General features: G+C 58.7%; 13 protein-coding genes and 1 tRNA gene. 9 read left to right on the forward strand and 5 right to left on the reverse strand.

What is annotated here, in order from left to right; translation table 11 throughout:
- Nucleotides 1-2 precede the first annotated feature (2 nt).
- The 9 genes from tolR (at nucleotide 3) to nadA (ending at nucleotide 7,190) form a co-directional block, all read left to right on the forward strand.
- The gene (gene tolR, locus ABH909_RS10150; RefSeq protein WP_176466929.1) at nucleotides 3-455 is read left to right on the forward strand and encodes a protein TolR; all 453 of its coding nucleotides are present in this window, start codon (nucleotides 3-5) and stop codon (nucleotides 453-455) included.
- Complete coding sequence (tolA, locus tag ABH909_RS10155) at nucleotides 455-1,534, forward strand: cell envelope integrity protein TolA (RefSeq protein WP_429432787.1); 1,080 nt, start codon at nucleotides 455-457, stop codon at nucleotides 1,532-1,534. The genes tolR and tolA overlap by 1 nt, the downstream gene beginning before the upstream one ends.
- Nucleotides 1,531-2,832, forward strand: coding sequence for a Tol-Pal system beta propeller repeat protein TolB (tolB, locus tag ABH909_RS10160; RefSeq protein WP_429432789.1), 1,302 nt, complete (start codon nucleotides 1,531-1,533; stop codon nucleotides 2,830-2,832). Before tolA ends, tolB begins: the two co-directional genes overlap by 4 nt.
- Nucleotides 2,833-2,884: 52 nt before the next feature.
- Nucleotides 2,885-3,382 (forward strand): peptidoglycan-associated lipoprotein Pal, encoded by a 498-nt coding sequence (gene pal / locus ABH909_RS10165; RefSeq protein ID WP_095632173.1) that lies wholly within the window; start codon nucleotides 2,885-2,887, stop codon nucleotides 3,380-3,382.
- A 6-nt stretch (nucleotides 3,383-3,388) separates the two neighbouring features.
- Nucleotides 3,389-4,234: a tol-pal system protein YbgF gene (gene ybgF, locus ABH909_RS10170; protein ID WP_183682305.1), complete on the forward strand. Its 846-nt coding sequence runs from the start codon at nucleotides 3,389-3,391 to the stop codon at nucleotides 4,232-4,234.
- Nucleotides 4,235-4,400: 166 nt separating this feature from the next.
- Nucleotides 4,401-5,048, forward strand: a complete 648-nt coding sequence (queE, locus tag ABH909_RS10175) for a 7-carboxy-7-deazaguanine synthase QueE (RefSeq protein WP_095054352.1) — start codon at nucleotides 4,401-4,403, stop codon at nucleotides 5,046-5,048.
- A gap of 1 nt (nucleotide 5,049) precedes the next feature.
- Nucleotides 5,050-5,742, forward strand: coding sequence for a 7-cyano-7-deazaguanine synthase QueC (gene queC / locus ABH909_RS10180; RefSeq protein WP_429432792.1), 693 nt, complete (start codon nucleotides 5,050-5,052; stop codon nucleotides 5,740-5,742).
- Between the two features lie 63 nt (nucleotides 5,743-5,805).
- Nucleotides 5,806-5,881 (forward strand) — tRNA-Lys (locus ABH909_RS10185).
- Nucleotides 5,882-6,131: 250 nt separating this feature from the next.
- Entirely contained in the window at nucleotides 6,132-7,190 is a 1,059-nt protein-coding gene (gene nadA / locus ABH909_RS10190) for a quinolinate synthase NadA (RefSeq protein ID WP_429432794.1), read from the forward strand.
- A 132-nt stretch (nucleotides 7,191-7,322) separates the two neighbouring features.
- Here nadA and ABH909_RS10195 read toward each other — a convergent pair whose 3' ends face one another.
- From ABH909_RS10195 to gcvP, 5 genes are all read right to left on the reverse strand, one after another.
- Nucleotides 7,323-7,811: an RDD family protein gene (locus ABH909_RS10195; protein ID WP_429432796.1), complete on the reverse strand. Its 489-nt coding sequence runs from the start codon at nucleotides 7,809-7,811 to the stop codon at nucleotides 7,323-7,325.
- A gap of 95 nt (nucleotides 7,812-7,906) precedes the next feature.
- Nucleotides 7,907-8,119, reverse strand: coding sequence for a cold-shock protein (locus ABH909_RS10200; RefSeq protein ID WP_003175786.1), 213 nt, complete (start codon nucleotides 8,117-8,119; stop codon nucleotides 7,907-7,909).
- Nucleotides 8,120-8,499: 380 nt separating this feature from the next.
- Nucleotides 8,500-9,624, reverse strand: coding sequence for a glycine cleavage system aminomethyltransferase GcvT (gene gcvT, locus ABH909_RS10205; protein ID WP_429432798.1), 1,125 nt, complete (start codon nucleotides 9,622-9,624; stop codon nucleotides 8,500-8,502).
- A gap of 33 nt (nucleotides 9,625-9,657) precedes the next feature.
- The gene (locus tag ABH909_RS10210) at nucleotides 9,658-11,034 is read right to left on the reverse strand and encodes an L-serine ammonia-lyase (RefSeq protein WP_305446605.1); all 1,377 of its coding nucleotides are present in this window, start codon (nucleotides 11,032-11,034) and stop codon (nucleotides 9,658-9,660) included.
- A gap of 170 nt (nucleotides 11,035-11,204) precedes the next feature.
- Nucleotides 11,205-14,072, reverse strand: a complete 2,868-nt coding sequence (gcvP, locus tag ABH909_RS10215; RefSeq protein ID WP_429432800.1) for an aminomethyl-transferring glycine dehydrogenase — start codon at nucleotides 14,070-14,072, stop codon at nucleotides 11,205-11,207.
- Nucleotides 14,073-14,082 lie beyond the last annotated feature (10 nt).

Here is a 14,082-nt window from a genome sequence, read left to right on the forward strand (position 1 = left end):
TAATCGCTCGAGCTCGCAAAAAGCGCAAGCCGGTTGCCGAGATGAACGTGGTGCCTTACATCGATGTGATGCTGGTACTGCTGGTCATCTTCATGGTGACCGCGCCGATGCTCAATCAGGGCGTGAAAGTTGATCTGCCCAAGGTTTCCAGCGAAGCCTTGCCGCAGGACAACAACACTCAGGTCCTGACCATTTCGATCAAGGCTGACAAGACCTACTACTGGAACCTTGGCAGCGAAGTCGACACCGATAAACAGCAGGACAAGGCCATGACCTTGCCGCAAATGACCGACGCCGTGACCAAGATCGTTCGCGCCGGCACTGAAGGCGGCAAGCGTACCCAGGTGTTCATCCGTGGCGACAAGACCGTCGATTACGGCGCCGTCATGGGTGCCATGGGCGGGTTGCAGAAAGCCGGGGTCGGTAATGTTGGCTTGATTACCGAGGCACCCTGATGCAGCAAATGCGAGAGCCGTCCGCCTCGGAAAGCTATTTCTGGCCTAGTGTCTGGGCGATTGTCTTGCACGTGCTGGTTTTCGGCATGCTGTTCGTCAGTTTTGCCTTCACACCGGAGTTGCCGCCGGCCAGGCCGATTGTCCAGGCGACCTTGTACCAGCTGAAATCGAAAAGTCAGGCGACCACCCAGACCAATCAGAAGATTGCGGGTGAGGCGAAGAAATCCGCCGCGCGCCAGACTGAAGTCGAACAGATGGAACAGAAAAAGATCGAGCAGGAAGCGATCAAGGCCGCGGAACAAAAGAAGGAAGATGCGGCTCAAAAAGCCGAAGAATCCAAGAAGGCCGACGAGACGAAGAAAGCGGAAGAGGCAAAAAAGGCTGATGAAGCCAAAAAAGCCGATGAAGCCAAGAAGACCGCCGAAGCCAAAAAGGCCGAAGAGAAACAATTGGCTGATATAGCCAAGAAGAAATCTGAAGAAGAAGCCAAGAAAGCTGCTGAAGAAGAGGCCAAGAAAGCGGCCGCTGAAGAAGCGAAGAAAAAGATCGTCGAAGACGCGAAGAAGAAAGCCGCCGAAGACGCCAAGAAGAAATCTGAAGCTGAAGAGGCGAAGAAGAAAGTCGCCGAAGACGCGAAGAAGAAAGCTGCTGCCGATGCTGCGAAGAAAAAATCGCAGGAAGCGGCACGTAAATCCGCCGAAGACAAAAAGGCTCAGGCCTTGGCAGATTTGCTTTCCGACACGCCAGAGCGTCAGCAGGCCTTGGCCGATGAGCAGGGTGACGAAGTCGCCGGCAGTTTCGATGATCTGATTCGTGCTCGTGCAGCGGAAGGCTGGGCTCGTCCACCTTCGGCACGCAAAGGCATGACGGTCGTGTTGCAAATCGGCATGTTGCCCGATGGTACGTTGACTTCGGTCGGCGTGGCCAAGTCCAGCGGCGATGGTCCGTTTGACGCTTCCGCTGTAGCGGCGGTCAAGAACATTGGACGTTTGACAGAAATGCAGGGAATGAAACCGAGCGATTTCGCTCCCTATCGTTCATTCAAGATGACATTCACACCTGAGGATCTAGCCTTGTGAGAAACCTTCTTCGAGGAATGCTTGTCGTTATTTGCTGCCTGGCAGGGATAGCGGCAGCTGATGAGAAAAACATTCTGGTCACCAGCGGCAGTGATCGGGCCACCCCGATCGCGGTAGTGCCGTTTGGCTTCCAGGGCGGTAGCGTGCTACCGGACGACATGGCTGAAATTATCGGTAACGACCTGCGCAACTCGGGTTACTACTCGCCGATTCCAAAACAGAACATGATCAGCCAGCCTAGCCAGGCCAGCGAAATCATCTTCCGTGACTTCAAGGCGCTGGGCGCCCAGTACGTCATGGTCGGCAGCATTGTTCCAGCGGGCGGTCGCCTGCAGGTTCAATACGCACTGTTCAACGTCGCCACCGAGCAGCAAGTGCTGACCGGCAGCGTATCGGGCAGCGTCGATCAACTGCGCGACATGGCGCATTACATCTCCGACCAGTCGTTCGAGAAACTCACCGGTATCAAAGGTGCATTCTCGACTCGTCTGCTGTACGTGACGGCCGAGCGGTTCTCCGAGAAGAACACCCGCTACACGCTGCAACGTTCGGACTATGACGGTGCCCGTGCGGTGACCCTGCTGCAATCGCGCGAGCCGATCCTGTCGCCGCGTTTTGCACCGGATGGCAAACGCATTGTTTATGTGTCGTTCGAGCAGAAGCGTCCGCGCATTTTCATGCAGAACATCGACACCGGTCGCCGTGAGCAGATCACCAACTTCGAAGGCCTGAATGGTGCGCCAGCCTGGTCGCCAGATGGTCAGCGTCTGGCATTCGTACTGTCGAAAGACGGTAACCCGGACATCTATGTGATGAACCTGGGTTCGCGTCAGATCAGTCGCGTCACCAACGGTCAGGGCATCAACACCGAACCGTTCTGGGGTAAGGATGGGTCGACCATCTACTTCACCTCCGACCGTGGCGGCAAGCCACAGATCTACAAAACCAGCGCAAGCGGTGGTGGTGCGGAGCGTGTGACCTTCATCGGTAACTACAACGCCAACCCTAAACTGTCAGCCGATGAAAAGACCCTCGTGATGATCCATCGTCAGGAAGGCTTCACCAATTTCAAGGTGGCGGCCCAGGATTTGCAGCGCGGTAGTGTAAAGATCCTCACTGATAGCACTCTGGACGAGTCGCCTACTGTTGCGCCCAACGGCACCATGGTAATCTACGCCACCCGCCAGCAGGGCCGGGGAGTCTTGATGCTCGTGTCCATTAATGGGCGCGTGAGGCTCCCGCTTCCTACCGCACAAGGCGAAGTCAGAGAACCGTCCTGGTCCCCTTACCTGAACTGACGCGGCGCTACACGTTGTACTTAACACACTGGGGTTCATTAGGAGTTTCACGATGGAAATGCTGAAGTTTGGTAAATTTGCTGCGCTGGCTCTGGCCATGGCTGTAGCTGTAGGTTGCTCGTCCAAAGGCGGCGACAACGCCGGTGAAGGCGCTGTTGATCCAAACGCTGGTTACGGCGCTAACACTGGTGCTGTTGACGGCTCCTTGAGCGAAGAAGCTGCTCTGCGCGCAATCACCACCTTCTACTTCGAATACGACAGCTCGGACCTGAAGCCAGAAGCCATGCGCGCTCTGGACGTTCACGCCAAAGACCTGAAAGCAAACGGCGCTCGCGTTGTTCTGGAAGGCAACACCGACGAACGTGGTACTCGTGAGTACAACATGGCACTGGGCGAGCGTCGTGCGAAAGCCGTTCAGCGTTACCTGGTACTGCAAGGTGTTTCCCCTGCTCAGGCGGAACTGGTTTCCTACGGCGAAGAGCGTCCAGTTGCTACCGGCAACGACGAGCAGTCCTGGGCTCAAAACCGTCGCGTCGAACTGCGTAAGTAATTCGTCATGCGAACGTGCCGTCGTGCTGTAACTGTTTTGGCTCTCAGCCTCGCACCGCTTGCGGTGTGGGCTGCGGTTCCTGTGGTCGAGGACAACTCCGGCTATAACAATAGCGGGAGTAGTTATCCGCCTGCGGGTTACGGTACGAACGGCGCCTATGCCGGGGGAGGGGTTTCAGCCCCTGTCTCGGCGCAGGGCCAGCTGTTCAACCAACTGCAACAAATGCAGGATCAGATCTCGCGCCAACAGGGTGTGATCGAAGAACTGCAAAATGATGTAGCGCGCATGAAGCAAGAGAGCCTGGAGCGATATCAGGATCTTGATCGGCGCATAGGAACCGGCGTTGCACCCGCCGCGACTCCTGATAATTCTTCCACCGGTGGCAATTTGAATGCCCCCGGTGCAGCAGCAGGCGCGGGAGCGGCAGCCGCTGCCACTTCTACACAAGCGCCTGCCGCGGGTAGCGAACCGGCTGATCCGGCGAAGGAAAAACTGTATTACGATGCAGCCTTCGACCTGATCAAAGCCAAGGATTTCGACAAGGCCAGCCAGGCTTTCGCCGCATTCCTGCGTAAATACCCGAACAGCCAATACGCGGGCAATGCCCAGTACTGGCTGGGTGAGGTGAACCTGGCCAAAGGCGATCTGCAAGGCGCAGGTCAGGCATTTGCCAAGGTTTCGCAGCTGTATCCCAAGCACCCCAAAGTGCCTGATTCGCTGTACAAGCTCGCTGATGTAGAGCGCCGCCTCGGTCATACCGACCGGGTCAAAGGCATTCTGCAGCAGGTCGTGTCCCAGTATCCGGGCACTTCCGCCGCTCAGCTGGCTCAACGCGATTTGCAGCGCATGTAAGCTTGCTTGATGCGTTTAGAAGAAACCCGCGCTTGTCGCGGGTTTTTTCGTTAGAATTCATGCCCTTTTTATGAAACACGCTTTTTGGGATCTGCGCGTTGGCGAGGTTCCTTGAAGTGCCTGACGGAGGCGGACAGCCTGTTTAGCTGTTACGCCCGTGGCGACTATGCAAGACACATTGAGAATCACCGAAGTTTTCTACTCGTTGCAGGGTGAAACGCGGACTGCCGGGCTGCCCACTGTTTTTGTGCGCCTGACCGGTTGCCCATTGCGTTGCCAATACTGCGACAGTGCCTACGCGTTCACGGGGGGCACCATCCGTACGCTCGATGACATCCTCGAGCAAGTGGCCGGTTTTCGCCCGCGTTACGTCTGTGTCACGGGCGGCGAGCCCCTGGCGCAACCGAATGCCATTCCCTTGCTCAAGCAGTTGTGTGACGCCGGCTACGAAGTGTCGCTGGAAACCAGTGGCGCGCTGGATATCTCGGCGGTCGATCCGCGGGTCAGTCGCGTCGTCGACCTGAAAACCCCGGGTTCGAAAGAAGCACACCGCAACCGCTACGAGAACATCGAGCTGCTCACGCCTAACGATCAGGTAAAGTTTGTCATCTGCTCGCGGGAAGACTACGACTGGGCCGTGTCCAAGCTGATTCAGTACGGTCTTGATCTGCGTGCCGGCGAAGTCCTGTTCTCGCCGAGTCACCATGACCTGAATGCGCGTGATCTGGCGGACTGGGTGGTTGCGGACAATCTGCCTGTGCGCCTGCAATTGCAGTTGCATAAATATCTTTGGAATGACGAGCCGGGGCGCTGAAATGACTGAACAAACGAACACTGCTGATAAACGTGCGGTCATCTTGCTGTCCGGTGGCCTCGACTCCGCAACAGTCGTGGCCATGGCCCGTGCCGACGGCTACCGCTGCTACACCATGAGCTTCGATTATGGTCAGCGGTCTCACGCTGAATTGCACGCCGCCGCACGCGTTGCCCAAGACTTGGGTGTGGTCGAGCACAAGGTGATCGGTCTGAACCTGAACGGTATTGGCGGCTCGGCATTGACCGATACCAGCATCGATGTGCCGGAAACACCAGGTGAAGGTATTCCGGTGACTTACGTGCCAGCGCGCAACACTGTGTTTCTGTCCCTGGCACTGGGCTGGGCCGAAGTGCTGGGGGCGCGTGACATCTTTATCGGCGTCAACGCGGTGGATTACTCCGGTTACCCGGATTGCCGTCCCGAGTTCATCGAAGCCTTCGAGCGCATGGCTAACCTGGCGACCAAGGCCGGTGTAGAAGGGCAGGGCTTCCGTATCCAGGCGCCACTGCAAAACCTGAGCAAGGCGCAGATCGTTCAGGCTGGCGTGAAGCTTGGCGTCGATTACGGGCTGACCGTTTCCTGCTATCAAGCGGACGATAATGGCCGCGCCTGCGGTAAATGCGACAGCTGCCGCCTGCGTGCAGAAGGCTTCGCGGCGGCCGGTGTGACTGACCCAACACCTTATTTTTGATTTATTTCAAATTAGGTGTTGAATAGTCCTTAAAAATCAGTATTATACGCGCCACCACACAGCGGGTCGTTAGCTCAGTTGGTAGAGCAGTTGGCTTTTAACCAATTGGTCGTAGGTTCGAATCCCACACGACCCACCATTTTAAAAAATCTGGAAGGCCCACGTAAGTGAGGATTTCCGGGTTTTTTTTGCCCGCGATTTGAGCATGCCTCAGTTCGGGTGACGCAGGTCAGAATCATCTTTTGCATCCACGGGATATTCTGTAGCCTTGCGCAGCTTCAAAGCTACCCACGCCTGATGAATACTCACTCTCCCGGCGGTACCCTTAAGGGTCCGGAGCCGGGTGTATACTCGACTTTCGCGCGAAAGCGCCTGCAGGTCTTGCGAACATGACGCAGATTTCCGAACGCCTTCTGGTTCAAGCTCACCTCGACGCCAAGCAGCCCAAGCCGCTGACCGCCGAGGAAGAGGCTTATTACCGTGCTGCCATCGCTGCCGAGCTCAAGGCTCAGGACGCGGTGCTGGTTGCCCACTTCTATTGCGATCCGGTCATTCAGGCCCTGGCCGAAGAAACCGGTGGCTGCGTCTCCGACTCTCTGGAGATGGCCCGCTTCGGCAATGCCCACCCGGCCAAGACCGTAGTGGTCGCCGGCGTGAAGTTCATGGGCGAAACCGCGAAAATCCTCAACCCTGAAAAACGTGTGCTGATGCCGACCCTGGAAGCGACTTGTTCGCTGGACTTGGGTTGCCCGGTGGACGAGTTCTCGGCGTTCTGCGATCAGCATCCGGAACGTACGGTAGTGGTATATGCCAACACCTCGGCGGCGGTCAAAGCCAGGGCGGATTGGGTGGTGACGTCCAGTTGTGCGCTGGAAATCGTCGAAAGCTTGATGGACAACGGCGAAACCATTATCTGGGCACCAGACAAGCACTTGGGCACTTACATCCAGCGCAAGACCGGTGCCGACATGCTGCTGTGGGACGGTGCTTGCATCGTCCATGAGGAGTTCAAGGCCAAACAGCTCGAAGACATGAAAGCGCTGTACCCGGATGCGGCCATCCTGGTGCACCCGGAGTCGCCGACTGCTGTAATTGATTTGGCCGACGCGGTGGGTTCCACCAGTCAGCTGATCGCTGCGGCGCAAAGTCTGCCGAACAAGACCCTGATCGTCGCCACCGACCGTGGCATCTTCTACAAGATGCAGCAGCTATGCCCGGACAAGGTCTTTATCGAAGCGCCAACGGCCGGTAACGGCGCAGCCTGCCGCAGTTGCGCACATTGCCCGTGGATGGCGATGAATACGCTTGAGCGCACGCTGAAGAGCTTGCGTGAAGGGACTAACGAAATCTTTGTTGATCCGGCGTTGATTCCGCAGGCGGTGCGGCCGTTGAAGCGGATGCTTGATTTCACGCAGGCGGCGCGGATGAAGTTGGCCGGCAACGCCTAATACTTACTGTGGCGAGAGCTGTTGTGGCGAGGGAGCTTGCTCCCGTTCGGTTGCGCAGCAGCCGCATTTGGGGGGCGCTTCGCACCCCAGCGGGAGCAAGCTCCCTCGCCACCGTGATTTGCATTGCCTGTGCTATTTGGTCTTCTTCGGAATCCGCACGAGCAGGGTATTGGAGTAGATGTCATGCCAGCCGCGCTTCTGCTTGTCTAACAGCGACCAGAAGAATCCCAGCCCGAGGCAGAGCCAGGACGCGATCGACACCACAAAGCGCAGTAGCGCCTGCCATAGGCTGATGGATGACCCATCGGCGTTTTGTACGCGAATGCCCCACACCTGCATGCCCAGCGTCTGCCCCGACCAGGTCCAGAACTTGGCGAAGAAGCCGAACAGCACAAATAGCAGTACCGTCGATAGCAGTGGATCACCGTCCAGCGCACCGGCTTCGGTCAAGGCACGCATTTGGCCTTCGCCAATGATCGCCATCTGGATCATCTTGTAAATGCCGCTGGTGACGATCAGCAGGGCGGTGCATAACAGGAAGTCGTAGAACATCGCTGCCAGGCGACGACCCAGGCCGACGGCGGGAAAGTCGCCCTGTGGGTAGAGCAGGTGTTTCGACATGGCAGCCTCTGAACGGAAAAAGAAGCCATTTTACGGATTTACGCGCACAAAAAAGCCCCTGATATCAGTATCAGGGGCTTTTTCGTTACAGAAGATCAGGCTTCTGCTTGTACTTCGTCAGCCTGCATGCCTTTCTGGCCTTGCACAGCAACGAAAGTCACTTTCTGGCCTTCTTTCAGGCTCTTGAAGCCGTTGCCCTGAATAGCGCGGAAATGTACGAACAGATCCGGACCGCTTTCTGGAGTGATAAAACCAAAACCTTTCTCGTCGTTAAACCACTTGACGGTACCGCTCTGACGTTGGGACATTTCTTATTTCCTTTGACGCAAAAAATGAATGACAGTCTCCTTCTGGTGAAAGAGTACTGGGGCTGGTTGCAGGAGAGTAAGAAGACGTCGGACGGGATGTAGCTAACTTGTAGGCTACTGCCCAGGTCACGATTCCAAGCGACCCATGCAAACACAGTGAACAAACTCTACGCCAACTACGGGAGAAAAAACAAGCCCTGCGAAGGCCCGTATTTCCTTGGGTTGGTGGCACTAGCGCAGGCTTATTCGACAGAGTTGTTCAGTTGTTTTCGATCGTTATAAGTAACGTTCATAAACGAAACGTTCGCACTGTTTTATGGCGGCTGCGTTACAGATTAGTGCACTGTTAACGCAACCGCGTTACTTATAGAAACAGTCAATCAGCCGCGATAGTAGCGTTGTGGAACAAATGGCATTTTGCTTACAAGCAAAGGCACCTTTTTCCCACGAACAATTGCCCAAACCGACGTATCCAAAGCGATATAAGCGCTATCGAGGTAACCCATGGCCAAAGGACCGCCGAGGGTCGGACCGAAGCCGCCGCTGCACACGCTGCCGATAATATCGCCGGCTTCGTTGACGATCTCTGCACCTTCGCGCACTGGTGTACGTTCCTGTGGCAGCAGGCCAACGCGTTTACGGCTGACACCGGTTTGCTGCTGGGCGAACACGGTTTCAGCGCCGGGGAAGCCGCCGGCCCGCGCGCCATCGGCACGACGAGGCTTGGAGATGGCCCACAGCAGGCTCGCTTCGATTGGAGTGGTTTCGGTGTTCATGTCGTGGCCGTAGAGGCACAGGCCGGCTTCCAGGCGCAGGGAGTCGCGAGCGCCGAGGCCGATGGCCGCCACTTCCGGTTCGGCCAGCAGGGCTCGAGCCAGGGCTTCGGCATTGGCGGCCGGTACGGAGATTTCGAAACCGTCTTCACCGGTGTAGCCCGAACGGCTGACAAAGCAGTCCACGCCCAACAACTTCACGCGGGCGAACTGCATGAAGGTCATCTTCGCCACTTCCGGCGCCAGGCGTGCGAGCACGGTGACAGCGGCCGGGCCTTGCAGCGCCAGCAGCGCGCGTTCTGCGAACAGCGGCTCGATGGTGCACTGGTCGCCGATGTGCTTGCGCAGGTGCGCCAGGTCCTGATCCTTGCAGGCCGCGTTGACCACCAGGAACAGTTCGTCGTTACCGAGGTTGGCGACCATCAGATCGTCGAGGATGCCGCCGGTCTCGTTGGTGAACATCGCGTAGCGCTGCATGCCCACCGGCAAATCGATGATGTCCACCGGCACCAGGGTTTCCAGGGCTTTGGCCGCATTGGCGCCGGTCAGGCGGATCTGGCCCATGTGCGAGACATCGAACAGCCCGGCCTGATCACGGGTGTGCTGGTGTTCTTTCATCACGCCCAGCGGGTATTGCACGGGCATGTCGTAGCCGGCGAACGGCACCATGCGGGCGCCGAGTTCAAGGTGCAGTGCGTGCAACGGGGTTTTCAACAGTTGTTCGGTGGACATATCCAGCTCCTGAAAATAGTGCTGATGCGCGCATCAGCACTCGATAATGTTGACCGCCAAACCGCCACGGGCGGTTTCCTTGTATTTGCTTTTCATGTCGGCGCCGGTCTGGCGCATGGTGCGAATGACTTTGTCGAGGGAGACGAAATGCTGGCCGTCGCCGCGCAGGGCCATGCGCACCGCATTGATGGCCTTGACCGAACCCATGGCGTTGCGCTCGATGCAAGGCACTTGCACCAGCCCGCCAATTGGGTCGCAGGTCAGGCCGAGGTTGTGTTCCATGCCGATTTCGGCGGCGTTTTCCACCTGCTGCACCGTGCCGCCCAGCACTTCACACAAGGCGCCGGCGGCCATGGAACAGGCGACGCCAACCTCGCCCTGACAGCCGACTTCGGCGCCGGAGATCGAGGCGTTTTCCTTGTACAGAATGCCGATCGCGGCGGCCGTCAGCAGAAAGCGCACGACGCCGTCTTCGTTGGCACCGGGGATGAAGCGCATGTAGTAATGCAACACCGCCGGGATGATTCCGGCTGCACCGTTGGTGGGCGCGGTGACCACGCGTCCGCCGTTGGCGTTTTCTTCATTGACCGCCAAGGCGTACAGGTTGACCCAGTCGAGCACCGACAGCGGATCGCGCAGTGACGATTCAGGGTTGTTGCACAGTTGCCGATGCAGCGCCGCAGCCCGACGTTTGACCTTCAGCCCACCGGGTAAAATACCTTCGTTGCGGCAACCGGCGGTGACGCAGTCTTGCATCACTTGCCAGATTTTCAGCAGCCCGGCACGGGTTTCCGCTTCCGGACGCCAGGCACTCTCGTTGGTCAGCATTACCTGGCTGATCGACAGGCCATAGGTGGTGCAATGACCGAGCAGGTCCTTGGCGCTTTTGAACGGGAAGGTCAGGGGGGTGGCGTCTTCGACAATGCGGTCGGCACCGGCAGCGTCCTCATCGACCACGAAACCACCGCCGACCGAGTAGTACTCGCGGCTGCGGATTTGCAGGCCTGCGGCATCGAATGCGCGAAAGATCATGCCGTTGGGGTGATAGGCCAACGGTTTGCGAATCATCGCCAGGTGTTCTTTCTCGTTGAACGCAATGCTATGTTCGCCAAGCAGATTCAGGCGACCGTTGCCGCGAATCTCTTGCAGACGAGCGGCGACGGTTTCGGTGTCTACGGTATCCGGGTGTTCGCCTTCCAGGCCCAGCAACACAGCCTTGTCGCTGCCGTGGCCTTTGCCGGTGGCGCCGAGCGAGCCGTAGAGCTCGACTTTGACGCAGGTGGTTGCCGCCAGCAGCCCTTCACGGCGCAGACCTTCGGCGAAACGCGCAGCGGCACGCATCGGGCCGACGGTGTGGGAGCTGGAGGGGCCGATGCCAATCTTGAACAGGTCGAACACGCTTAACGACATGAGTTGTTCTCCGGTTTCTTGTTATAGGCTCACGGCAGATGTATTCCGTAGGAGCTGCCGCAGGCTGCGATCTTTTGATCTGGCTCTTCAAACCCAAGATCAAAAGATCGCAGCCTCGTTTCACTCGACAGCTCCTACAGAGGGAGCGGCGTGACCGCTCCCGCACTGCCTTAAGCGTAGCTTTCGATCGACGGGCAGGCGCAGACCAGGTTGCGATCGCCGAAGACGTTGTCGACGCGACCGACCGGTGGCCAGTACTTGCCTTCGATCAGCGACGCGACCGGGTACACCGCTTGCTCGCGGCTGTACGGGTGGGTCCACTCGCCGACGATTTCCGCAGCGGTGTGCGGTGCGTTTTTCAGCGGGTTGTCGTCCTTGTCCAGCGTGCCGTTTTCCACCGCGCGGATTTCTTCGCGGATGCGAATCATGGCGTCGCAGAAGCGGTCCAGTTCTTCCCTGGACTCGCTTTCGGTCGGTTCGATCATCAACGTGCCCGCCACCGGGAACGACATGGTCGGGGCGTGGAAGCCGAAATCGATCAGGCGCTTGGCGACGTCATCGACGCTGATGCCGCTGCTGTCTTTCAACGGACGCAGGTCGAGGATGCATTCGTGCGCCACCAACCCGTTGCTGCCGGTGTACAGCACTGGGTAGTGCTCTTCGAGGCGACGGGAAATGTAGTTGGCATTCAGGATCGCCAGTTGCGAAGCACGCTTGAGACCCGCACCACCCATCATACGAATGTACATCCAGGTGATCGGCAGAATGCTCGCGCTGCCGAACGGTGCCGCGCAGACCGCGCCTTCCTTGCGTTCCATCTGAGCGTGGCCCGGCAGGAACGGCGTCAGGTGCGACTTGACGCCAATCGGGCCGACGCCCGGGCCGCCACCGCCGTGAGGGATGCAGAAGGTTTTGTGCAGGTTCAGGTGGGACACGTCGCCGCCGAACTTGCCCGGTGCGCAGAGGCCGACCATGGCGTTCATGTTGGCGCCGTCGATATACACCTGGCCGCCGTTGTCGTGAATGATGCCGCAGATTTCGCGGATGCCTTCTTCGAACACGCCATGGGTGGACGGGTAGGTGATCATCAGCGCAGCGAGGTGTTCGCGGTGCTCAATGGCCTTGGCACGCAGGTCTTCGATATCGACGTTGCCACGGGCATCGCAGGCGGTCACGACCACGCGCATGCCAGCCATGTTGGCGGTGGCCGGGTTGGTGCCGTGGGCGGAGGACGGGATCAGGCAGATGTCGCGACGGTCTTCGCCACGGCTCTGGTGGTAGGCGCGGATCGCCAGCAGGCCAGCGTATTCACCTTGGGAGCCGGCGTTCGGTTGCAGGGAGATTGAGTCGTAACCGGTGGCGGCGCAGAGCATCGCTTCCAGTTCATCGGTCAACTGCTGGTAGCCGGCGCTTTGCTCGGCCGGGGCGAACGGGTGCAGGGCACCGAATTCAGCCCAGGTCACCGGGATCATTTCGCTGGCGGCGTTGAGTTTCATGGTGCAGGAACCCAGCGGAATCATGGTGCGATCCAGGGCCAGGTCTTTGTCGGCGAGCTTGCGCAGGTAGCGCATCAGCTCGGTTTCCGAGTGATAACGGTTGAACACCGGGTGGCTGAGGATCGGCGATTGGCGAACCAGCGCGGCCGGAAGGGTGCTTTCGACCGAGGCGGCGAGGGCGGCGAAGTCTGGCAAGGTTTTGCCGTCGGCCAGCACGCTCCACAGGGTTTCAACGTCAGCCTGGCTGGTGGTTTCGTCGAGGGACAGGCCCAGGCGCTCGCCATCTACAACACGCAGGTTGATCTTCTGAGCACGAGCCTTGTCGTGCAGGGCAGCAGTTTGTGCGCCGGTCTTGACCGTCAGCGTGTCGAAGAAGCTGGTTTGCTCGACGATCAGGCCCAATGCGCTCAAGCCTTTGGCGAGGATCGCGGTCAGGTGATGAATGCGCTGGGCGATCTGCGTCAGGCCTTTCGGGCCGTGGTACACGGCGTACATGCTGGCGATGTTGGCCAGCAGTACCTGGGCGGTGCAGATGTTGCTGGTGGCTTTCTCGCGGCGGATATGTTGCTCGCGGGTCTGCATGGCCAGACGCAGGGCCGGCTTGCCGAAACGGTCCACGGAAACACCAACCAGACGGCCCGGCATGTCACGTTTGAATGCATCTTTGGTGGAGAAATAGGCCGCATGCGGACCACCAAAGCCCAGCGGCACGCCAAAGCGTTGTGCGCTGCCGATGGCCACATCAGCACCGAATTCGCCTGGCGGAGTCAGCACGGTCAGGGCCAGCAGGTCAGCCGCGACGGCGACCAGCGCATTAGCCGCGTGGAAGCGCTCGGTCAGTTCGCGGTAGTCGAACACGTCACCGTTACTGGCCGGGTATTGCAGCAAAGCTCCGAAGAACGGCGTCACGTCAGTCAGTTCGCGCTCGTCGCCGACAACCACGTCGATACCCAGCGGCTCGGCACGGGTGCGCAGCACGTCGAGGGTTTGCGGGTGGCAATGAACCGAGGCGAAGAACGCGTGGCTGCCTTTGTTCTTGCTCAGGCGTTTGCAGAAGGTCATCGCTTCGGCTGCGGCGGTGGCTTCGTCCAGCAGCGAGGCATTGGCGATCGGCAGGCCGGTCAGGTCGCTGATCAGGGTCTGGAAGTTCAGCAGCGCTTCGAGACGGCCCTGGGAAATTTCTGGTTGATACGGGGTGTAGGCGGTGTACCAGGCCGGGTTCTCCAGCAGGTTGCGCAGGATTGGCGATGGCGTGTGAGTGCCATAGTAGCCCTGACCGATATAGGTCTTGAACAGCTGGTTTTTGCCGGCGATGGATTTGATCAGCGCCAGGGCATCCGCTTCACTCAGGCCATCTTCCTGGCCGAGGATGCTGGTGCCTTTGATGCTGTCGGGAATGACGCTGGCGCTCAGGGCTTCCAGGGAGTCGAAACCGAGGCTGTTGAGCATGGCTTGCTCGTCGCCCGAACGTGGGCCGATGTGGCGGGCGATGAATTCGTTGGCGGTGCTGACATTTACAGAAACAGGAAGTACTTGAGTCATGTCGGCGCTC

This window comes from Pseudomonas sp. BS3782 TE3695, assembly GCF_050435305.1.
Classification (GTDB): Bacteria; Pseudomonadota; Gammaproteobacteria; order Pseudomonadales; family Pseudomonadaceae; genus Aquipseudomonas.